Here is a 21,225-nt window from a genome sequence, read left to right as displayed (position 1 = left end):
ATGAAAATCAAAGAGTTGAGACTTAAGAACTTTGGAAAGTTTACAAATAAAGAAATTCATTTCTCAGATGGAATGAATGTGATATATGGAGAAAATGAGTCTGGAAAGTCTACCCTTTATACGTTTATCAGAGCTATGCTTTTTGGGTTGGAACGAGGGCGTGGAAGAGCTGCGGCGCAGGATGCATTTTCCAGATATGAACCGTGGGAAAATCCGAATTATTATTGTGGGGAAATGAAATTTGAATCAGGAGATAAGGAATTTCTTCTGTCCAGAAATTTTGACCGGTATGGGAAAAATGAGACGCTTGTCTGTCTGGAAGATGCAGAAGAATTGTCTGTGAAAGATGGAGATCTTCAGATGCTCATGGGTGATTTGAGTCCACAAATTTATGATGATACGATGGCTATGGCACAGATGAGGGTAAAGCCTGGAATGACGCTCTCCGAGGAATTGAAAAATTATGCATCTAATTATTATGCGACCGGAGATGGGGAACTTGATCTGGCGGCAGCTATAGATTATTTGAAAGAGCAGAAAAAAGAAAGTTTGCATGAGATGCAAAAGCAAATGGAAAAACGCCAGGATAAAAGAGAACACATTTCTCAGGAAATGTCTTATGTGTGGCGTGATATTCATAAACTGGAAGAAGAACAGGCACATTTGGAAGAAGAGATTGAGTTTAGAAAAGTGCGGGAGCGAGAATCCAGGCTGTTGCTTAAGCAGGATGAAGAAGAACCCAAACACATGATAGATGAGATACGGCCATCTAAATGGAGAGTACATCCATTGGAAATATTGGTAGCGGTACTGGCAGTGGTTCTGTGTGCGTGGCTTTTGAAACGTCCGTGGAATTATCTGGTCGCAATTATTTTAGTATTGCTTTCCAGCATCTATGTGTGGAACCGGATGAAGATCAGTAAAAAAGTTGAGAAGACAGAGCCGGAAAAAATTTTGGAGGAGATTACACCTCAAGAGGAGAAGATTCCTACAGACCGTCTGAAATGGGAACTGGAGAGAAATGCGTTGGAGCTTGGGGATAAGCGGGTACGTTATTCCAATCTAAAGGAAGACCTGGAAGAGTTAGACGGGATTAGTGATGAGGAGAGAATTCTGAATGCCCAGGCGGAGGCAAGACAGCTTGCGATTGATAAAATTCAGGAACTTTCTGGAGAGATGCAGAAGAAGCTTCGAGGAAAATTAAATGACCGGGTTTCAGAGATTATGGAATTTATTACAGAAGGGAAATATACCCGATTAAATGTAGAAGAAGGATTAAATATCAGCTTACTGAGTGAAGGGCGCAAGGTAGATATTGCAAGAGTCAGCCAGGGGACAGCAGAGCAAGTATATTTTGCACTTCGAATGGCAGCATCAGAAGTACTGTTAGAAGAAGAACTTCCGGTGATTCTGGATGATACATTTGTAAGTTATGACGAGGAACGGCTGGAAAGTGTGCTGGAATGGCTTGCGAAAAGTGGAAAACAGGTATTATTGTTCACCTGTCAGAAAAGAGAGATGAAGATACTTTCCGAAATGGGAGTTAAAAATTGTAATTATATAAAATTACAGTAGACAAAAAGCAGATGAATGAATGTAACTACATTCATTTATCTGCTTTTTATATCAGACGCAGCTGTTATAACTGACCGTGAGCTTTCTTGTATTCCTCAACGCATACCTGAATTCTCTCACTAGGATCCAGAATATCACTGATAGATCCGTCGTGGTTCAGAGTATCAATCATAAGAGCAACATATTTACTCATATCACAGTTGATATAATAAGGTCTGGAAAGAAGTTCCGGTGTCTGGTAAATCAGATTCGTTGTTAAGACTCCATCAATCAGACCACTTTCATAGGCTTCATCGAACTTATCCAGTCCATTTGTAAAGAGTCCAAATGTAGCAGCGGCAAAAATACGTTTTGCATTGCGGCTCTTTAACTGTTTTGCAACATCCAGGATGCTGTCTCCGGAAGAAATCATGTCATCCAGAATAATAACATCTTTTCCTTCTACAGAAGAACCAAGGAACTCATGAGCAACGATTGGGTTGCGTCCATTTACCACACGTGTGTAATCACGTCTCTTATAGAACATACCCATATCCAGGTTTAGAACGTTTGCCAGATATACAGCACGCTCTGTAGCACCCTCATCTGGGCTGATCGCCATCATGTGGTCACTGTCGATGATCAAGTCATCGTAGCGATCTAATAATCCTTTTACAAACTGATAAGTTGGACGCACTGTCTCGAATCCGGAAAGCGGGATTGCGTTCTGTACACGAGGGTCGTGTGCATCAAATGTAATAATATTATCAACGCCCATGTGTGTCAGCTCCTGAAGTGCGAGTGCGCAGTCCAGAGACTCACGAGAGCTTCTCTTATGTTGACGGCTTTCATAGAGGAATGGCATGATAACGTTGATACGTTTTGCTTTACCACCGACAGCAGCGATAATTCTCTTTAAGTTCTGATAATGATCATCTGGTGACATATGATTTGTGTTTCCACTCATAGAATATGTCAGGCTGTAGTTGCAGACATCGACCAAAATGTAAAGATCCATACCACGGACAGACTCATCAATCACACCTTTGGCTTCCCCGGAACCAAAACGTGGTACATGAGCATTTACGAGATAAGAATCTCTCTGATATCCACTGAATACTACATCATCCATGAATTTGTGTCCATCTTCATGGCGCCATGTAGTGATGAAATGATCGACTTCCTTTCCCATCGCCTGGCAGCCATCAATTGCGATGATTCCAAGTGTTCCTGCAGGGATGTTGTCAAGATTACGTTCGTTACGGCGTAACATCTTTTGTACCTCCTAGGTTTAATAATTTTTTTTGAATTCTGATATCGTCACCGGTCAGACGGAGCATAGAATAGCTGCTGCTGATACGTGAAAAAATTCGTTCAGAATAAATTGCTTTTATATCTTCGAGCGACAGGTTCGTAGATATGATTGTCGCTTCCTTTCGTAAGATTCGCTCATTAAGTATAACAAATAATTGTGAAACCGTAAAGCTATTCGCGAGCTCTGTGCCAAGATCATCAATAATTAGCAAGTCACAGCTGCAAATATGGGAGAGCGCATCTTCATCGATCTCATCTCTTTTACCAAAAGTATTCTTAGCAAGAAAATCAAAAAGCCCTGCTGCAGAAAAATAAATAACTGAATAAGAGTGATCCATTAATTCCTTTGCAATACAGTGAGTGAGAAATGTCTTTCCAACACCAGTATCTCCATATAAAAGAATATTATGAAATTCACTGGAAAATGTATCAATAAAATGATGACAGACACGAAGTGCGGTTTCAATGGCGTCTCTTGCCGATCTTCCGGTCAGCGGATCAATATGGCTTTTGGAATAGTAGTCCAGAGAAAATGTGTGAAAATTTTCCTGCTCTAAAATTCCTTTCAAGTTCGAGTCGTTATATAGAAGCTCGATAATTGCCTTTTTCATACAGTGGCACTTGTGTGTTCCAATATATCCGGTATCCTGACAGTCTGGACAGTGATAATGCTTTTCAAGATAATCAGATGGAAATCCGTGAGACGTAAGAAGCTTCTGCTTTTCGCCAGTTAATGTCAGGAGCTTTTCATGAAATGAAGAAAGAGCATCTTCGTCTCCTTCCAGCAGTCGCTTTGCTTTTTCAACACTCAGAGAAGAAATCGTGTCATCAATTGTGCGAAGCTTTGGAATCTTCGCATAAACTTCATCAAAACGAAGACGAAGTTCATGCTCGTTATCCAGTTGTAATTGCTCATAATCGCGCATCAATTGATCGTACTGGGAATTTGATAATGCCATGGACGAAAATGCTCCTTATTATATAGTTTATTGCTGTAACAGCTTGCGCTCAAGATCGCTCATATCATAAGAACGATTCTCGAAGTTGTTGAACTTTGTTGGTGCCGGTGTGATTTTAGCGGCACTTTTTCTTTGAAGTTCTTTTTCACGGCGTTCTTTTTCACGGGCTTCTTTTTCGCGGATAAATCCGGCATCCAGGGTTTCGATATCCTGAATGTTCTTAACACTTTGCTCCAGCCATTTTTTCAGAATAGATTCAGTATAGTCAAAGCTTGGCTGATGAATTGCATTCATAGTTCTGGCGCATGCGTTCAGGATCAGATCCAGAGAGAACCCATATTCGGAAGTCCAGCGCTTGATGTATTCCATCTCAGACGGTGCAGGAGCGCGTCCTTTAATGCCGAAAGCTCCGAGAATAGAATAGCAGTTCTTATTGTATGCCATAGAGCTTGCTTTTGCTTCAGAAACCGTCTTAATGTGGCGTTCACACCAGGAAAGAGCAACCTTCTGAATATAGTGCATGCTTGTATGACCGTTCTCTACACAGTACTCGATCAGGTATTCGATAAGATCTGCAGACATATGTAAAGTCTCGTAAAAATATGTAATAGATTCTACGTCAGAATGGGACAGCGTCTTGCCAAGGTACTGCTCTGCAACAAAAAGAAGTTCTTTGAACTCTTTACGAGAGCGGTACTGCTCAATACTGGATACATCTGTAGTTGTCGGTGCCGGCTGAATAGAAGGAGCAGCCGGTTCCGGTGCAGATGGTTCTTCTGTCATACGCGGCTGTGCCGGAATCGCCGGAGTCTCTCCGTCTACAGGCATGTCATAATCCAGTAACCCTTTCTTTTTCCAGTAGTTCAATGCACGGATCACATCTTTTTCTGTAATATCTAATAAATCTGCAATCTTTGAAATTGTCAGAGTTCCTGAAGGCTCATTCAGATGGCGCAAAAGAATAAGGTATACCTTCACGTATTCCCCGTTCGCCTCTGCCATATAATGATCGATAAATTCGTTCTCCAGTACAGTTGTATCACTCTGCACGTGGTTTGTAAGTGTTAATTTTCTCATGCCTTTTCAGGTCCTCCTCAAGTATCATTCGCTTCATTGCACAGCTATTATAGCATCGGAAGTACCATTAAAAAAGAAATTTTTGACGCAAAAATCGGGTTTTTTGTGGATAAAAATCTGTGGAAAATGTGGATAACTATCTTCCAAGAAGCGTTTCCCCAATGTTTACAACGTCTCCGGCTCCCATAGTTATCAACACATCCCCTTTTTGACAATGTGTCAGACAGAAATTTTCTATCTCTTCAAAGCTTGGGAAGTAGTATGCATCGCATCCTTTTGCCTTCAATTCATCTGCAATCTGCTTAGAAGACACTCCGAGAGTATCCGTTTCTCTTGCTGCATAAATATCAGCCATGATCACATGATCTGTATGTGAAAGTGCCTCAACGAATTCCGGGAAGAGAGCTTTTGTACGTGTATAAGTATGAGGCTGGAAAATGCACCAGATCTCACGATGCGGATAATGGGTCGCAGCAGTCAGTGTTGCAGCAATCTCTGTCGGATGATGTGCATAGTCATCAATGATCGTCACACCATTAGTCTCGCCTTTGTATTCAAAACGACGGTCTGTACCGTGAAATTCTTTCAGTCCCTTTTTGGCAACGGAGACATTTACATCCAGAAGATCTGCAACAGCAAGTGCGGCAAGTGCGTTGGATACATTATGGTCTCCACTTACAGATAAGGAAATACGATCTACAAATTCACCATTCTTTACCAGGTCAAAGGATGCTTCGCCGAGTTCGTCATGAGTTACATTTGCAGCATGATAAGTTGCGGAAGGATTCGTTCCGTAAGTTACGAGTTTGCAGTCAAGATCTCCTGTAATCTCATCCAGACGATCAATGTCACCATTGATAACAAGTGTTCCGTCTTTTGGAAGCAGCTTTGCAAATCTGTGGAAAGAGTTGCGGATATCCTCCAGATCCTTGAAGAAGTCCAGATGATCTTCGTCAATATTCAGAATCACACTGATCTTAGGAAAGAAGCTAAGGAAACTGTTTGTATATTCGCATGCTTCCGTAACAAAAATCTCGGAATTACCGACACGGATATTTCCACCGATTGCTTTTAAGATTCCGCCAACAGAAATAGTCGGATCCATCTCTCCGGCCAAAAGAATGTGTGAAATCATAGAAGTTGTTGTTGTTTTTCCGTGAGTTCCGGAAACTGCGATTGGAATATCGTAGTTTGTCATAAGCTGTCCGAGAAGTTCAGCACGTGTCAGCATCGGGAGTCCTTTTTGAACTGCAGCCTGATATTCTTCATTGTCTTTATGAATTGCAGCCGTATATACAACTACATCGATACCATCTATAATATTAGAAGCTTTCTGTCCATAGAAAATCTGTGCGCCGGCTTTTTCAAGATGATCTGTCAGAGCAGATTCTTTGTTGTCAGATCCGGAAACAGTAAAGTTCTCTTCTAAAAGTACCTCGGCAAGTCCGCTCATGCTGATACCGCCGATTCCGATAAAATGTACGTGTACTGGCTGGTCAAAATTAATTTTATACATAATTAAGATTCCTTCCTCATATATATAATAATATAGGCAAATTGTGTTGGGAAAAATCCCGTTTGTAGTATCGTTGGATTGCTCTGTGCGGCACACTTTCACAATCCAAATAATAATTCTTTCTAACTTATTATTATATACATATATGAGAAAAAATCCAACCCGCAATTTTTTGTAATATTTTCATAAAAAGCGGAGAAATTATTCAAATGTTTTGTAAAATATGTTCACGAAATGGAACATATATGGTATAATATTTATCACAGACTACTGAGAAGGGGTGAAGACATGAGGAAAAAGGAAATGATAGCAATGCTCCTGGCAGGAGGACAAGGCAGCAGACTTGGTGTTCTGACATCAAAAGTTGCGAAACCAGCTGTTGCATTTGGTGGAAAATACAGAATCATTGATTTTCCGCTAAGTAACTGTATTAATTCAGGAATTGATACTGTAGGTGTATTGACACAGTATCAGCCATTACGTTTGAATTCACATATCGGGATAGGTATCCCATGGGATTTGGATCGAAGCATCGGTGGTGTTTCGATTCTTCCGCCATATGAGAAGAGTACAAGCAGTGAGTGGTATACAGGTACAGCGAATGCCATTTATCAGAATCTGGAATACATGGAATCGTTCCATCCAGATTATGTATTAATTTTATCTGGAGATCACATTTATAAGATGGATTACCAGGTGATGCTTGATTATCATAAGGAGAACAATGCAGATGTTACAATCGCGGCTATGCCGGTTCCGATAGAAGAGGCAAGCCGTTTTGGAATTGTAATCACCGATGATAGCGGTAAGATTACAGAATTTCAAGAGAAACCGCCACAGCCGAAGAGTAATCTGGCATCAATGGGAATCTACATATTTAGCTGGAAAGCATTAAAAGAAGCTCTTGTAGCATTGAAGGACGAGCCTGGATGTGACTTTGGAAAGCATATCATTCCGTATTGTCATGAGAAGGGTGAGCGCCTGTTTGCTTATGAATACAATGGATACTGGAAAGATGTTGGAACACTGGGATCTTACTGGCAGGCTAATATGGAGCTGATCGATATTATACCGGAATTTAACCTTTATGAAGAATTTTGGAAGATTTACACTAACAATGCTATACTTCCGCCTCAGTACATTGCAGAGAATGCTGTGATAGACCGAAGCATTATCGGCAATGGCTGCGAGATTTATGGAGAGGTACATAATTGTGTTATCAGTGCCGGAGTCACAATTGAAGAAGGTGCGGTAGTGAGAGATTCAATCATCATGAGCGATTGTATGATTGGAAAAGGCTGTGTGATCGATAAATCTATCATAGCTGAGAATACGAAGATTGGCGAAGGCGCGATCCTTGGAATCGGCAGTGAAGAACCAAATAAATTAAAACCGGCAGTCTACTCATTTGGACTTGTAACGATCGGAGAGAATTCTGTAATCCCGGATCACGTACAGATTGGTAAGAACACCGCAATCAGTGGAATTACGAACAAAGAAGATTATCCGGACGGAGTACTTGGAAGTGGAGAAACATTAATAAAGGCGGGTGAGATAGCATGAGAGCAGTAGGAATTATTTTAGCAGGCGGTAACAATAACAGGATGAAAGAGCTGACTCACAAAAGAGCAGTAGCAGCAATGCCAATTGCAGGAAGCTATCGATCCATTGATTTTGCACTTAGTAATATGACGAATTCTCATATTCAGAAAGTTGCGGTGTTGACGCAATATAATGCCCGTTCCTTAAATGAACATTTGAATTCTTCAAAATGGTGGAATTTCGGAAGAAAGCAGGGTGGACTGTACGTATTTACACCGACCATTACAAATGATAATGGATACTGGTATCGCGGAACGGCCGATGCCATTTACCAGAATATGGATTTCCTGAAAAAGAGTCATGAACCGTATGTTGTTATAGCATCCGGAGATGCGGTATATAAGATGGATTACAGTAAAGTTCTTCAGTATCATATTGACAAAAAGGCTGACGTTACGGTAGTATGCAAAGAGATGGATCCATCAGATGATGTGAGCCGATTCGGAACAATCCGAATGGATGACGATATGCGTATAACAGAGTTTGAAGAGAAACCGATGGTGACAAAATCAAACATGATTTCAACAGGAATCTATGTGATCAGAAGAAGATTACTGATTGATCTGATTGAGCATGCAGCGGAAGAAGAAAGGTTTGACTTCGTCAATGATGTTCTGATCCGTTATAAGAATCTGAAGAAGATCTATGGTTACAAGATTGATCATTACTGGAGCAATATTGCAACTGTAGATGCTTATTATAAGACTAATATGGACTTCTTGAAGCCGGAAGTAAGAAATTATTTCTTCAAGCAAGATCCGGAAATTTATTCAAAAGTCAGCGACCTGCCTCCTGCAAAATATAACCCAGGCGCGTCTGTCAAGAACAGTCTGGTAGGAAGCGGAAGCATTATCAACGGAACTGTGGAGAATTCCGTAATATTTAAGCAGGTATTTGTGGGAAATAACTGTGTGATCAAAAATTCAATTATTTTAAATGATGTGTATCTTGGGGATAATACTTACATTGAAAACTGCATCGTGGAAAGCCGTGATACAATCAGAGCCAACACACGTCACGTTGGAACAAACGGGATAAAAGTGGTTGTCGAAAAGAACGAGAGGTACGCACTGTAAGATCAGTGCGCCTAGATAGAAAGGGGCAATAACATGCAGATAACAGATGTAAGAGTAAGAAAAGTAGCGAAGGAAGGAAAATTGAAAGCAGTAGTATCAATCACGATGGATGAAGAATTCGTTGTACATGATATTAAAGTTATTGAAGGGGAAAAAGGACTTTTTATTGCTATGCCAAGTAAAAAGGCAGTAGATGGAGAATACAGAGATATTGCTCATCCAATCAATTCCGGAACTCGCGAAAAGATTCAAAGCATCATCCTCGAGAATTACGAAAAAGTATTAGAAGAGGCACCTGAGGAAGCCGTTATCTAGTTTGTGTGAATAGAGGACATACGAACAGAAGCTTAAGGAAAATTGAAAAAAGAAAATGAAACGAAGAAGCGGGATATGTAATTGGAGGCATATCCCGCTTCTTTGTTTCAGCTATTTAAAAATATTCTTGTGCGAAAATCCGCGTAGATTTGATTTAAATCACGAAACAGTTTTCGAGTTCAGTTCTTTTAAAATCTTATCAGCATTGTAATCAGGTGCCTGACAGAGGGCAATGTCATAGATCTGCTGAATGATATCCAGTGGTTCTTCGAGAATTTCAGAAATCTGAGCAGCAGAGCATTGTTTTTCTATCTTTTTGATAACCAGTTTGATTAAATGAAGTTGTTCGCCTTCGATTCGACCGGTACGTTCGCCTTCGATTCGACCGGCACGTTCGCCTTCGATTCGTCCCTCAAGCCGTCCTTCTTCGCGACTGACTCGCCTCGTCTCTTGAACATCGTAAGCCTGAAAATTATCAAACATCATACTGAATTTCCTCCTTGTGATTTGGTCTGTAACCTCATAAACTTCTTCATCAGGTATATTCAGTTTATGAAGAAGAACTAGATCCTGTTTGGAATATTTGTTTAGCGGAACGACCAGGTAATGAAAACTTGGTATGTAATCTCCGAAGACATCACTCAAAAAGACACGATGGAATTCTGTACCCCATTTGAAGTTGGTGTGTTGTTTGTTTCCATAGGTCTCCTCTCTGGACGAATCTGATATGGAAACTATCTGAATACATTTTAACATTTTGAGTATAAAAAAACAATGTATAAAGATTATATGATGAGAAAATGTAATTAAATTCAGAAGTACCGTATCATTTGTCCGGTGAAAGTGTAGCTGTATTAGTGCCGGGAATCACTGAAAGCTGCGGTGAACGAGTAACTTCATCAAAAATCTGAGTAATCTTTGCTGAAAAAGCAAATGAAATTCAGAAATGAAATCTTGGCTAAGGATTTCTGTGGGCATTGAAACATAATGAAAATATCTTGCCCGAAATTTGATGTAGACGTAGTGTAACATAGTGCTGTAATAAAACGCAATAGAAAAATAAAAATATTTCTAATATAGTCTCCACATACTTGGAAAAAATAAAACTATATCAGAGGTGGCAGCTATCTCACATCTGATATAGTCTGATATATTATACATAATGATCAAGTGAAAATGTCATTGCTTTCTTTGTGACAGGGTGCCTGAACTCCAACTGATATGCACAAAGACACAGTGGTGTGCGCCTCGCGGTCAGCTTCGGTGAGTCGGGGTTATACTTCGTGTCACCGATGATCGGGCAGCCCATACCGGAAAGCTGCACACGAATTTGATGATGGCGTCCAGTATCTAACTTGATTTTTAGCTGGCTGGTCGCGACAGGAATTGAGGAAGCAATATCAGCAAAAAATGTAGTATCAACTAAATCATAATGAAGCTTTGCTAATTTGGCATCTGCAGTACCTTTCTGACAGATTCTGGAAGTATTTGTTCTGGCATCTTTTACAAGGAAGTTTTCTAAATCAGCAGATGTTGGTTCTGGTGTTCCCGCAACTAATGCATAGTAATGCTTACCGAAGCCGGAAGTTGTAAGCTGCCGGTTCAGATCCTTTGCGGCAGCAGGCGTCTTGGCGAAGACGAGAATTCCACTTACCGGCTGATCCAGTCTGTGAATGACGGCAAGGTACGGCTCACCGGATTTACCAGAAGTCATGCTGATATGATTTTTTAAAAGGCTCACCATGTCAGGGGAGCCGATGCGTTTGCTTTGGGTTGCAACTCCGGCCGGTTTGACACAGACCAGAATCTGTGTATCTTCGTATAAAATGTTGATGTTATTTATCATGTCATATTCCTTTGTAATTTCATAAAAAATAGTTCTTAGATCAAAAAATATAAGCATAGGTCAAGATTCGGATAGAGTCCTGACCTATGCTTATATTGAAATAAAAACGCAAGGTTGTCAAGAACATAAATAAAATGGTAGATAATTGCTATAAATAATGTTTTATTTAAAAAGTTTTCGAGTATGAGTGCTAAAAATAAAGATACCGTGTGAACAGGAAAAACATAGAAGTTCACACGGTAATTTTTATTCCCAATTCGATGGCTGTACTGGGTATTTTGCACATTTTCTTGCTGCACTCATATAAGCATCAATGTTTTCCAGTGATGTCTGAACCGGAATATCACATCCAGGAGCAATCGTGAATCCACGTGGGTTGTCCCAGCATTTGCGGAAGCAGTCGATGACAGCCTGTTCGATAGATTCCGGAGTGCCTCGCAGAATTTCAATTGGTGAGACATTTCCCATGATGGAAAGTTTATCGCCAACAAGATCTTTGGCAACAGCAATATCTACGGCACTATCGATACTGACTCCACGGATACCCATCTCAGGGAAGGTCTCCAGAAGTTTTGTTGTATCTCCGCAAATGTGGAAACCAGAGCCGCGGCTGCCCCATTCTTTCCATTTGTCCATAACTTTTACATAATAAGGAATGACAAATTCACGGAACTGTTTTGGTGACAGAAGGGAAGCTGTTGGCTCAGCAAGTCCGATCCCAATCTGATTCTCCACGAATTTACGTCCAACTTCAATCGTAATGTCCGCAGCGAAGTCCAGAAGTTTATGAAGTCCTTCTTTATCTTTTCGCATAGATTTTAGGATTATTTCAACACCGGCAAGGTTGGCAGCAGTTGTAAATGGTCCCATTAGACCGACTCCTGTGAAAATCTCATCGTTTAATGCGTCTTGAATAATTTGGACAGCCTCAAATGCAGTCTGGGCGTTCGGGTCATTTTCAAAGCGAATTTTTTCCAGGTCTAATTGATCAATCTCAGAAAAATCTTTTAAAATATTTTCCTTAATCATAGGAATTCCGAGTGGATCGTATGTAGATTCTGCACCGAAAGCAACCGGGATTCCGTCAATACGGTAGTTGACACTTAAGCCATCTTGCCCGAAACGTTTGTAGCTTTCGATAAGCCAGTGAGCGCGTGATTTTGCCTCTACGAAAGCATCTTGATAAGATGCCCCGAAGTTCATTCCAATATATGGTGAAAATAACTTGATCGGCATACGGTCTACTGGTTTTCCTGCAAACAGGGCAAATGCCCGTTCTTTAGGGGTCATTTGATCATCTTTGTGCATAAGGCTTACCTCTCTTTTTATTGATATTTTTATTATACGACCGAATGGAGGCAGGGACAAGGAAAGTGGATGAAAATGATATTGAAATATATAATGATACACAAAATATATAGAGTATTTAAATACTAGTGTTAGCGCAAGGTGTGGTATAAAGTGCGGGGAGACAGAAAGAAGAGTAGATTTATTGTAAAAATATGCTATACTATGTCCATGATTAAGAAAATATAAAAGCGGACGGAGAAAAGGTATGAAAATTGAAAAGAATGCGAAAGATCTGATGACACCAATTGAACGAAAGAAGGCAATTCAAAATGGTGAGATGGCAGACCGAGTGATGGCGATGCCATTTACCAGCGAGTTTAAGTGCTATCTGAGTGGAATCAGTGTTCGTGATTTTTGGTTCGATGTAAAAAAAATGGCACAGGCAGAGAGAATTGTATTTAATCGTTACGGCTATGACCGAATTGTGATTGGACCGAATACAAGAGGAATCGTGGAAGCGCTGGGAGGAAAATTTATCTATCCGGAAAATGGAGTTCCATATGCCGATGCCCCAATGATATCTGATTATAAAAAGCTTGATGAGATGGAGCCGGTCGAGGCAAAGCGAGATCCTCGAATTGCAGTATTTATAGAAGAAGCGAAAATATTGAGCGAAGAGGCGCAGGGAATTGTACCGATTGAGGCAAGCATTGGCGGACCATTTACAATTACTTCTTCGCTTCGAGGGGTGGAAAAATTGCTTAGAGATTGCCGGAAATATGGAGAGGAAGTTCATCGGCTGATGAGAATTGTAACAGATAGTCAAAAAAGCTGTATTGATATGGCAGCTCAATATGGACTTGGAATTGCCATGGCAGATCCGGTCGCAAATCCAGCATTGATTGGACCGAAAATGTATGAAAAATTCGTTTTTCCATATACAAAAGAGCTGACCGATTATGCATATGAAAAGACAGGACATAAAGTATCTCTTCATATGTGTGGAGACACAAGGAGTATTTGGAAATATCTTGGACAATATCAGTTAAATGAATTAAGCCTTGATAATATTATAGATATTAAGCAGGCGGCAGACGAGATTGGCAGTGAAGTACCGATTGCGGGAAACGTAGATCCAGTGAGCATTGTCATGAAAGGAAGGAAAGAAGAAATTTTTGCGGATGTGAAACGATGTGTAGAAATTGGAAGTAAGGCAAAGAAGGGATACACACTTGCAACGGGATGTGATATTCCAGAGACAACAGATCCACAGAAGATAGACTGGTTCATGGATGCAGCAAGAGCATGCGGGGAATATAAGGGATAAAATTATCCGTTTTTGCAATAGGCACTATATACTCATATTAATAAAAATTCAAACAAATGATTATAGATAAAGTGAATATAAAGTGATTATATATCGAAAATAGCAATTTGATGTAAAGACGAGAGATATGCTATTCTGTATATGTAGTTATGAAATATTTTCAAGAGAAAACGGGAGGAAAACACAAAATGAAAAAGAAAATTGTAAGCATGTTATTGGTTGCAGCTATGGTTGCATCGATGGCTGTTGGCTGTGGATCAAAGAATGATTCCGGAAGCAGTGACACAAAGTCTGATAAAGGAGAATCCATTACATTTATGGCGCCTGATTGGGCGATTCCATCTGATGATCAACTGGATGAATTCACAAAAGAGACTGGAATTGAGGTTGAAGTATCTGAAGTGGGCTGGGATGATATCCGTGAAAAACTGGCTACAGCTGCAACAGGAAATAAAAATGTTGCTGATGTAGTAGAAGTGGACTGGTCCTGGGTAGGAGAATTCAAGGCAGCTGGCTGGTTAGAGCCACTGAAGATTTCAGATGCAGATAAGGAAGATTTTCTTACATTAGATACATTTACAGTAGACGATGAGATTTTAGCACTTCCATATTCCAATGATTATCGTATCGCATATTATAACAAAGACCAGTTTGCTAAAGCCGGAATAAATGAAGCACCAAAAACATATGCAGAAGTTTTGGAAGATGCAAAAGCATTAAAAGCATCTGGTGTTGATTATCCGCTTGCAATGTCTATGAATGCAGAAGAGAAAGCTGCAACAGGATTAATGTGGACAGCATTCCAAATGGACGGAGTTGTATGGAATGATGATGGAACATTTAATAAAGATGCCATTATGGATGCATTAAATTATTATCAGGAAGTTTTAGATGCTGATTTGGTTGCCCCAGAGGACAAGACAGCTTCTGGTATGGAGGCTTATATGAGAATTTGCAGTGGTACAGCAAGTTTTCTTGTAGGACCAACAATGTTTGTATCTAAGACACAAAATCCGGATGATTCAGCGGTAGTAGGACAGGTTGAACCGATTCTTGCTCCAGGTAAAGACGGAACAGCGAAAAAAACAATGGCTCTTCCAGAGGCACTTGGTGTTACTTCTACATCTGAGAATAAAGAAGCTGCTCAAAAATTTGTTGAATGGTATACATCTGCTGATATGCAGAAAGAATTAAATGAAACACTTGGAAGCCTTCCAACACGTAGTTCAGTATTAAAAGAACTGGTTGATGATGGAACAATTGCAAATGCAGGAGCCATGTTAGAAGCATCTGAGTTAATTTCATCTCCATTCCCGAATGGAGTACCAGCTTATTACGCAGAAATGAGCAGTGCAATGTATAACGCAATTAATAAGATGGCGCTTGGAGAATTGACACCGGAGAAAGCCTATGAAGAGATGTCTTCAGCATTAGATCAACTGCTTAAAGAACAATAAAATATAGGAAATACACATATGAAAAAAAAGATTTTACCATATCTTTTACTTGCACCCATGATTTTGATCATGGGTGTATTAGTATTTTATCCCATTATTACAACTTTTGCGTATAGTTTGAAAAGATGGAAACTTACGGAGCCGGGAAATATTCATTATATCGGATTTAAAAATTATATAGATATTTTACAGTCGGATTCATTTAAATATAGTATGCAAAATACTTTATTTATTTTAGTGTTTGTAATTGTTTTTACAACGATAATTGGATATTTAGTTTCAGTATATTTGAATTTGGAATGTAAATGTGCCGGAATGTTACTTGCAATAGCAATTCTGCCATGGGCATTACCACCATTTGTAAATGGTATTTTATGGAAATTTGTATTTTTTTCAGGATATGGATTTTTAAATAAAATACTGATTGGTCTGGGGCTGGTAAGTAAACCGGTTCAATTTCTTGGTTCGCGCTGGCTGTTATTACTGGTTGTTTCGATTGTAGTTGTATGGCGTAGTGTGCCGTTTATGGCATTGGTATGCCTGGCTGGACGCCAGTCAATTCCGGATGCTATTTATGAAGCGGCGAAAATGGATGGAGGAACGCCAAGGAAGGTATTCTGGCATATTACAATGCCACTTATGAAACCATTTTTGGCATTGGGAATTACTTCAACATCAGTAACTGCAATAAATGTTTTTGATGAAATTGTAGCACTTTCAGGATATGGAGATTTGGGGAAAAATATATTAATGGAGAGTTATTTGACTACATTTTCATTTTTGAATTTTGGAAAAGGTAGCGCAATGACGTATATTGTCTTATTTTTTGCATTACTTTTAGGAATATTCTATCTCCGGAATTTGAACAAGGAGGTGGATTATTAATGAAGTATGTGAAGAAAGCAGGATATATTGTTGCAACGATATTTTTTTTAGTTTTCACATTAGGACCATTTGTTTGGACTTTTGTTATGGCGATTACACCGAAAGCAGAAATGTTCTCAAATGTAGTTAGTTTATTACCGAGTCATATTACATGGAGTAATTTTCAGAATTTGTTTTCTGGCGGACGAAGAAGTGTTGCATACTTTACAGGTTTAAAAAATTCTCTTCGAGCAGTGATTGTGACGATCTGTATCGGTATGCCAATTGCTTTGGTGAGTGCATATACATTAAGCAGAATGGAGTTTCCGGGAAGGAAAATTATCAAAAATGCCTTACTTATTACGATGGTCATTCCGGTAATGGCAACTATTATTCCTCTGTATAAAATGTTTTCGGCAGGGCATATGCTGGATAATACATTTTGGCTGAGTATGGTTTATGTAAGTTCGTATCTGCCGATGGCAACGTGGATGATTATAAATTATTTTTCGACAATTCCAAAAGAGCTGGAAGAGGCGGCACACATTGATGGCTGCAGTCGAGGAAAAGCATTTTTTAAAATTATATTGCCATTGTCATATCCGATTATTTTGTCAGTGTCACTGATTATGTTCCTGAATACATGGAGCCAGTTTCAGATTCCGCTTATATTAGCTTCATCTATGGATACAAAACCTATGGCGATTGTTGTATCTGAATTTGTGACAAAAGACAGTGTAGAATATGGATTAATTGCAACAGCAGGTATTGTATCGTTGATACCACCTGCAGTAACAGCAATTATTTTCAGAAAGTATTTAATTTCTGGCATGGTAGGAGGTTCTGTAAAAGGATAATTATGACGATACAGGAAGTGATGCTGCGAATAGAAATACCAGAGGAAGTGCGGGAAAATATAGGAAAGTACAGTTTGTCTGAGAAGGAGTTTTATGAATGGAAACATTTATTTGAAAATGATTTTGAAATATTTTTAAATAAATGGCGAGAAACTCAAAAACATTTTCAATGGGTTTTATGGTTCTATCTGAAGCTGACATGTGAAGTCCATGAAAAGTATAAGGAGAAAGATATCAGCGAAGAGATATTTCATGATACGTTTTCTGATATCACGATTTGGTGTAAAGAATGTTATCGGAAATACAAAGTATATGGACTGGAAGAAGTGGAATGGGTTGCAAAGTCTATTCGAATGGAGTTGTTCCGTCTGGGAAGACTTCAGTTTGAACCACTTATTTTGGATCAGAAGTTGGCACAGAAATACCATTTGCCGAGTGGAGAAAAAGTGTTGAATGTTCATATACCGGCTGGAGAAAAACTGGATTACTGTGAATGTCAAAAATCTTTTGAATCAGCTAAGAAATTTTTTAGTAACGAAGATGTGATATTTATTTGCGATTCATGGCTTTTAAGTCCGGAACTGAGAGAGATATTACCAGAGACAAGTAATATTATTCGTTTTCAGAAAATGTATCATATTGTAGAGGTACATTATGATTTCCCACAGGCAGAAGAAAGAGTATTTGGGGAAATTCGAGAGAACAAAGATGCATATCTGGAAGAAAATAGTCTTCAGCGAGGATTGAAGCAATATCTTCTGGCCGGTAAAAAAGTTGGAATTGGCAGGGGAATAATCATAAATAAAAGATAAAGACTTGTTGATTGATAATGAAAAGATTTCAGAAAACATATAGAAAATGCAAGTGTTTTTTGATAAACAACCAAGTTATTTGCGAAAAAATCTGTAAAAAAATCATTTATTTAATTTTTAAATAAATAGAAAACATTTATTTAAAAATTCTATTTGAGGCAAGTGAAAATAATATGTATAATCTATAAGTGATGATTTATAAAAATATAAGTACGATTAATGGAGGAGAAGCACGAAAATGAAAAAGAAAATTGTAAGTGTGCTGTTAGTTGCTGCTATGGCTGTATCTATGTTTACAGGCTGTGGAAGCAAGAGCGACAGCAAAAAATCTGACAGCAAATCTGGCGAGAAGACATTAGAAGTATGGGTACCACCACTTGATGATGCTACAGAGAAGAACTGGGGAGATCTTTTAAAAGACTGGGAGAAAGAAAATGATTGTAAAGTAAATCTTACAGTTATCCCATGGGACAAGTACGAAGAGACTTATACAACAGCTCTGAATTCAGGAGAAGGTCCGGACGTTGGATATATGTACAACGAGATGTTCCCAACATACATCGATGCAGGTGCAGTAGAGGATATGTCTTCTTACGTTACAGATGAAGATAAGAAAGAGTACAAATATCTTTCTAATGGTAATATGATGGATGGACAGTATGGCTGGCCATTAGTAACGGGAGTTCCATTCGTGTTATACTACAATGAAGATATTTTAAATGCACTTGGAGAGAAAGCACCTGAGACATGGGATGACTTTGCAAGAATCTGTCAGGAAGCTACAAAAGATACTGACGGAGATGGAAAAGTTGACCAGTATGGTTTTGCTTGTGGAATGAATACAAGTGATATCGGAGCAATGCAGATTCTGAATGCATACTACTATAGCGCATTATGGCAGAACGGTGGACAGGTTTATAATGACGACCTGAAATCTGTAAGCTTTGCTGACGAGGCTGGAAAAGAAGCAGTTACATGGTTAAAAGGACTTACATCTTACATGAATGAGGACTTTATGTCACTGTCATGGTCTGATGCATTTTCAAATGTATTCGGTGCCGGAAAAGCAGCATTCGGAATTACACGTTCTTCACAGACAGATGGAACAACATTTGCAGAAACATATCCGGATCTGAACTGGAATTTTGTAACTTCACTGAAGAACAAAGACTTTGGAACATTTGGAGCAACAGATTGTCTGACACTGATGTCTGCATGTGAGGATAAAGACCTTGCTATGGACTTCATCAAATATGTAACAGGTTCTGAGTTCATGACAGCATATCATGCAAAATGCCCGGGAGCTGCACTTACAGATAGTGAGCCATATGTAGGTGATGAGAAGATGGAGAAAATCTATACAGAGGATAAAGACAAATGGCATGGAATTCAGGCTGGTCCTTGTGGAACACAGATCCTGAACCAGCTTGCAGCTGATTTCCAGGGAATTATGAGCGGAGAGACAAGCGTTGATGAAGGTCTGAAAGAGGCTGAAGATTATGCAAACGGACTGTTAGATGAATATTGGGCAAATAAATAAAAGATAAATGCATAATAGTCGATGCCTGCAAGTTTTGCAGGCATCTTTTTGCACTATTGATGATTGCGCAATAAGATGAAAGGACGATTATGAATAAAAAGAAAATAGCAAATCTGGCACCATATGGTTATATTACGCCGATTACAGTAATCCTGATCGGCTTTGTTATTGTGTCAGTCATCATATCAATTGTACTTAGTTTTACAAGATATAATATCATGACACCGCCAACATTTTATGGATTGAAGAACTATGAGAGGCTGGTAACAGATACAAAGTTTATGAAAGCACTTTTTAACACATTAAAATTAATGGTTATGATCGTGCCGTTACAAATGATTTTATCCCTCATAGTTTCTGTATTTTTGGTTAGTCATCGCCATATGTTAATTGGCAAGATTGCAAATAGTGTTATTTTCATTCCGGTACTTTGTTCCAATGCGGCAACAGGTGTTATCTGGAGAGAATTGCTGAACGGAAAAATTCCGGCAGTAGAAACATTTTTTGGCTTGTTTGGGATCAAGGCATCTATGTTGCTTGGAAATGCTAAGACAGCACTGGCGGTTGTTGCAGCAGTGGCCATTTGGAAAATGTTAGGGTATTATGTAGTTATTTATTCTTCAGGGTTACTTGGGATTTCAGAGTCATTTTATGAAGCTGCAAAAGTAGACGGTGCGGGAACAGTGACAAGATTTTTTCGGATAACATTGCCAATGTTGAAACCGACGATTATATTAGCAGTGTTCTTATCAATTACCTCATCATTACAGTGCTTTGATTTGATTTACACAATGACGGGTGGCGGACCGAATAATGCATCTACAACATTGGTGATTTATGCATATTCATTGTGCTTTGCAGGTTCCAGCTCCGCGGGATATGCAATGGCAGTTTCCAATATATTATTTGTTGTAATTCTGGTTATAGCAATGTTGCAGCGTGGAATGATGAAGCGTGAAGCATCAGAGATATAGAAAGGGGGAAATATAGGATGAAAAAAGTAATTAATAAGATCTTCATATATATATTTATGTTGATTATTATATTTATCAGTGTGATTCCATTTGTTTATATGGTAATGATGTCTTTTAAATCAACAACGAATGCTTATGATTTTGATTTTTCATTGGAAAAGCTGACACTGATGCAGTATCAGAAAATTTTTTCCCTGGCTAATTTTCCAAATTACGTATTTAACAGCGTGTTTGTTGCAGTTGTCGGTGTAATTCTTACGGTAACAGTATGTTCACTGGCAGGGTATGCATTTGCAAAGATGGATTTTAAAGGAAATGATAAGTTGTTCATCTTTTTAATCATGACAATGGTCGTTCCGTCAGAGGTTATTATTATTCCGTTATTTTTGATTATTAAGAATCTGGGTTGGTTAAACACTTTTAAAGCGCTGATCCTGCCATTGCCAACAGCATTTGGCGTATTTATTATGCGGCAGGCCATTCTGGATATTCCGGATGACCTGATCAATGCGGCTAAAATAGATGGCTGTGGACGTTTGCGTATTTTCTTTAAAGTGGTATTGCCGATGGTGAAATCATCTATTATAGCCCTGTCTATTTTTACATTTGTCGGAGCATGGAACAACTTTTTATGGCCGATGGTGTCTTGTTCAAAACAGGAAATGAAGACGTTGCCATTGGCACTTGGTATGATGAAGACATTGTATAATACAGATGTAGGTCTAACTATGGCATGTGCAGTTATCAATTTCCTGCCACCATTTATTTTCTATGTATTTATGCAGAGTAAATTCAAAGAAGGAATGACGTTGAGTGGAATCAAAGGATAGAGGGGAAAATAAAAT

19 protein-coding genes are annotated in these 21,225 nt (G+C 39.0%); 12 read left to right on the top strand and 7 right to left on the bottom strand.

The genetic code is table 11. The annotated features are described in order from the left end of the window. Window positions 1–1,575 (top strand): ATP-binding protein, encoded by a 1,575-nt coding sequence (locus tag NQ560_RS14410; RefSeq protein WP_005335159.1) that lies wholly within the window; start codon window positions 1–3, stop codon window positions 1,573–1,575. Window positions 1,576–1,639: 64 nt separating this feature from the next. Here NQ560_RS14410 and NQ560_RS14405 read toward each other — a convergent pair whose 3' ends face one another. The 4 genes from NQ560_RS14405 to murC form a co-directional block, all read right to left on the bottom strand. Continuing rightward, window positions 1,640–2,827, bottom strand: coding sequence for a ribose-phosphate pyrophosphokinase (locus tag NQ560_RS14405; protein ID WP_005335161.1), 1,188 nt, complete (start codon window positions 2,825–2,827; stop codon window positions 1,640–1,642). After that, entirely contained in the window at window positions 2,814–3,827 is a 1,014-nt protein-coding gene (locus NQ560_RS14400; protein ID WP_005335164.1) for an ATP-binding protein, read from the bottom strand. Before NQ560_RS14400 ends, NQ560_RS14405 begins: the two co-directional genes overlap by 14 nt. 27 nt (window positions 3,828–3,854) lie before the next feature. Beyond that, entirely contained in the window at window positions 3,855–4,904 is a 1,050-nt protein-coding gene (locus tag NQ560_RS14395; RefSeq protein WP_005335169.1) for a DnaD domain protein, read from the bottom strand. Window positions 4,905–5,040: 136 nt separating this feature from the next. Then, window positions 5,041–6,420: a UDP-N-acetylmuramate--L-alanine ligase gene (gene murC / locus NQ560_RS14390; RefSeq protein WP_040015630.1), complete on the bottom strand. Its 1,380-nt coding sequence runs from the start codon at window positions 6,418–6,420 to the stop codon at window positions 5,041–5,043. Window positions 6,421–6,708: 288 nt separating this feature from the next. Between murC and NQ560_RS14385 the strand changes: the two genes are divergently transcribed. The 3 genes from NQ560_RS14385 to spoVG are packed head-to-tail and all read left to right on the top strand — an operon-like array spanning window position 6,709 to window position 9,413. Further along, window positions 6,709–7,983 carry a glucose-1-phosphate adenylyltransferase gene (locus NQ560_RS14385; RefSeq protein WP_040015631.1) on the top strand — a complete coding sequence of 425 codons (1,275 nt, stop codon included), beginning with the start codon at window positions 6,709–6,711 and terminating at the stop codon, window positions 7,981–7,983. Beyond that, window positions 7,980–9,098, top strand: coding sequence for a glucose-1-phosphate adenylyltransferase subunit GlgD (gene glgD, locus NQ560_RS14380; RefSeq protein ID WP_005335175.1), 1,119 nt, complete (start codon window positions 7,980–7,982; stop codon window positions 9,096–9,098). The genes NQ560_RS14385 and glgD overlap by 4 nt, the downstream gene beginning before the upstream one ends. Before the next feature lie 33 nt (window positions 9,099–9,131). After that, window positions 9,132–9,413: a septation regulator SpoVG gene (spoVG, locus tag NQ560_RS14375; protein ID WP_005335177.1), complete on the top strand. Its 282-nt coding sequence runs from the start codon at window positions 9,132–9,134 to the stop codon at window positions 9,411–9,413. Window positions 9,414–9,572: 159 nt separating this feature from the next. Here spoVG and NQ560_RS14370 read toward each other — a convergent pair whose 3' ends face one another. The 3 genes from NQ560_RS14370 to NQ560_RS14360 all read right to left on the bottom strand — a co-directional run bounded on the left by NQ560_RS14370 (window position 9,573) and on the right by NQ560_RS14360 (window position 12,567). Then, complete coding sequence (locus tag NQ560_RS14370; protein WP_040015632.1) at window positions 9,573–9,899, bottom strand: hypothetical protein; 327 nt, start codon at window positions 9,897–9,899, stop codon at window positions 9,573–9,575. Between the two features lie 667 nt (window positions 9,900–10,566). Next, window positions 10,567–11,259 carry an RluA family pseudouridine synthase gene (locus tag NQ560_RS14365; RefSeq protein WP_154104241.1) on the bottom strand — a complete coding sequence of 231 codons (693 nt, stop codon included), beginning with the start codon at window positions 11,257–11,259 and terminating at the stop codon, window positions 10,567–10,569. Window positions 11,260–11,505: 246 nt separating this feature from the next. Beyond that, window positions 11,506–12,567, bottom strand: coding sequence for a uroporphyrinogen decarboxylase family protein (locus tag NQ560_RS14360; protein WP_005335182.1), 1,062 nt, complete (start codon window positions 12,565–12,567; stop codon window positions 11,506–11,508). 247 nt (window positions 12,568–12,814) lie between these two features. Here NQ560_RS14360 and NQ560_RS14355 point away from each other — a divergent pair, with 247 nt between their 5' ends. The 8 genes from NQ560_RS14355 (at window position 12,815) to NQ560_RS14320 (ending at window position 21,210) form a co-directional block, all read left to right on the top strand. Then, window positions 12,815–13,876, top strand: coding sequence for a uroporphyrinogen decarboxylase family protein (locus tag NQ560_RS14355; protein WP_005335183.1), 1,062 nt, complete (start codon window positions 12,815–12,817; stop codon window positions 13,874–13,876). A gap of 188 nt (window positions 13,877–14,064) precedes the next feature. Beyond that, window positions 14,065–15,333, top strand: coding sequence for a sugar ABC transporter substrate-binding protein (locus NQ560_RS14350; RefSeq protein WP_040015633.1), 1,269 nt, complete (start codon window positions 14,065–14,067; stop codon window positions 15,331–15,333). A gap of 18 nt (window positions 15,334–15,351) precedes the next feature. After that, window positions 15,352–16,218 (top strand): carbohydrate ABC transporter permease, encoded by an 867-nt coding sequence (locus NQ560_RS14345; RefSeq protein WP_005335185.1) that lies wholly within the window; start codon window positions 15,352–15,354, stop codon window positions 16,216–16,218. Further along, on the top strand, window positions 16,218–17,054 hold the full coding sequence (locus NQ560_RS14340; protein ID WP_005335186.1) for a carbohydrate ABC transporter permease: 837 nt from the start codon (window positions 16,218–16,220) through the stop codon (window positions 17,052–17,054). Before NQ560_RS14345 ends, NQ560_RS14340 begins: the two co-directional genes overlap by 1 nt. Before the next feature lie 2 nt (window positions 17,055–17,056). Continuing rightward, on the top strand, window positions 17,057–17,866 hold the full coding sequence (locus NQ560_RS14335; protein WP_005335187.1) for an acyltransferase domain-containing protein: 810 nt from the start codon (window positions 17,057–17,059) through the stop codon (window positions 17,864–17,866). 238 nt (window positions 17,867–18,104) lie between these two features. After that, the gene (locus NQ560_RS14330) at window positions 18,105–19,406 is read left to right on the top strand and encodes an ABC transporter substrate-binding protein (protein WP_005335188.1); all 1,302 of its coding nucleotides are present in this window, start codon (window positions 18,105–18,107) and stop codon (window positions 19,404–19,406) included. An 89-nt stretch (window positions 19,407–19,495) separates the two neighbouring features. Then, on the top strand, window positions 19,496–20,380 hold the full coding sequence (locus tag NQ560_RS14325) for a carbohydrate ABC transporter permease (RefSeq protein WP_005335189.1): 885 nt from the start codon (window positions 19,496–19,498) through the stop codon (window positions 20,378–20,380). A 17-nt stretch (window positions 20,381–20,397) separates the two neighbouring features. Further along, window positions 20,398–21,210 (top strand): carbohydrate ABC transporter permease, encoded by an 813-nt coding sequence (locus NQ560_RS14320; RefSeq protein ID WP_005335196.1) that lies wholly within the window; start codon window positions 20,398–20,400, stop codon window positions 21,208–21,210. Window positions 21,211–21,225: the final 15 nt, after the last annotated feature.

The sequence above is a fragment of the Dorea formicigenerans genome (assembly GCF_025150245.1).
Taxonomy (GTDB): Bacteria; Bacillota; Clostridia; order Lachnospirales; family Lachnospiraceae; genus Dorea; species Dorea formicigenerans.
This window is presented reverse-complemented; position numbering and strand designations above follow the sequence as displayed.

Excerpts from the sequence above, each read along its gene's own strand:
- NQ560_RS14345 (WP_005335185.1), top strand. The coding sequence starts at position 15,352 with ATGAAAAAAAAGATTTTACCATATCTTTTACTTGCACCCATGATTTTG.
- NQ560_RS14355 (WP_005335183.1), top strand. The coding sequence starts at position 12,815 with ATGAAAATTGAAAAGAATGCGAAAGATCTGATGACACCAATTGAACGA.
- NQ560_RS14385 (WP_040015631.1), top strand. The coding sequence starts at position 6,709 with ATGAGGAAAAAGGAAATGATAGCAATGCTCCTGGCAGGAGGACAAGGC.
- glgD (WP_005335175.1), top strand. The coding sequence starts at position 7,980 with ATGAGAGCAGTAGGAATTATTTTAGCAGGCGGTAACAATAACAGGATG.
- NQ560_RS14410 (WP_005335159.1), top strand. The coding sequence starts at position 1 with ATGAAAATCAAAGAGTTGAGACTTAAGAACTTTGGAAAGTTTACAAAT.
- NQ560_RS14340 (WP_005335186.1), top strand. The coding sequence starts at position 16,218 with ATGAAGTATGTGAAGAAAGCAGGATATATTGTTGCAACGATATTTTTT.
- NQ560_RS14370 (WP_040015632.1), bottom strand. The coding sequence starts at position 9,899 with ATGATGTTTGATAATTTTCAGGCTTACGATGTTCAAGAGACGAGGCGA.
- NQ560_RS14400 (WP_005335164.1), bottom strand. The coding sequence starts at position 3,827 with ATGGCATTATCAAATTCCCAGTACGATCAATTGATGCGCGATTATGAG.
- murC (WP_040015630.1), bottom strand. The coding sequence starts at position 6,420 with ATGTATAAAATTAATTTTGACCAGCCAGTACACGTACATTTTATCGGA.
- NQ560_RS14335 (WP_005335187.1), top strand. The coding sequence starts at position 17,057 with ATGACGATACAGGAAGTGATGCTGCGAATAGAAATACCAGAGGAAGTG.
- NQ560_RS14350 (WP_040015633.1), top strand. The coding sequence starts at position 14,065 with ATGAAAAAGAAAATTGTAAGCATGTTATTGGTTGCAGCTATGGTTGCA.
- NQ560_RS14395 (WP_005335169.1), bottom strand. The coding sequence starts at position 4,904 with ATGAGAAAATTAACACTTACAAACCACGTGCAGAGTGATACAACTGTA.
- NQ560_RS14320 (WP_005335196.1), top strand. The coding sequence starts at position 20,398 with ATGAAAAAAGTAATTAATAAGATCTTCATATATATATTTATGTTGATT.
- NQ560_RS14330 (WP_005335188.1), top strand. The coding sequence starts at position 18,105 with ATGAAAAAGAAAATTGTAAGTGTGCTGTTAGTTGCTGCTATGGCTGTA.
- NQ560_RS14405 (WP_005335161.1), bottom strand. The coding sequence starts at position 2,827 with ATGTTACGCCGTAACGAACGTAATCTTGACAACATCCCTGCAGGAACA.
- NQ560_RS14325 (WP_005335189.1), top strand. The coding sequence starts at position 19,496 with ATGAATAAAAAGAAAATAGCAAATCTGGCACCATATGGTTATATTACG.
- NQ560_RS14360 (WP_005335182.1), bottom strand. The coding sequence starts at position 12,567 with ATGCACAAAGATGATCAAATGACCCCTAAAGAACGGGCATTTGCCCTG.
- NQ560_RS14365 (WP_154104241.1), bottom strand. The coding sequence starts at position 11,259 with ATGATAAATAACATCAACATTTTATACGAAGATACACAGATTCTGGTC.
- spoVG (WP_005335177.1), top strand. The coding sequence starts at position 9,132 with ATGCAGATAACAGATGTAAGAGTAAGAAAAGTAGCGAAGGAAGGAAAA.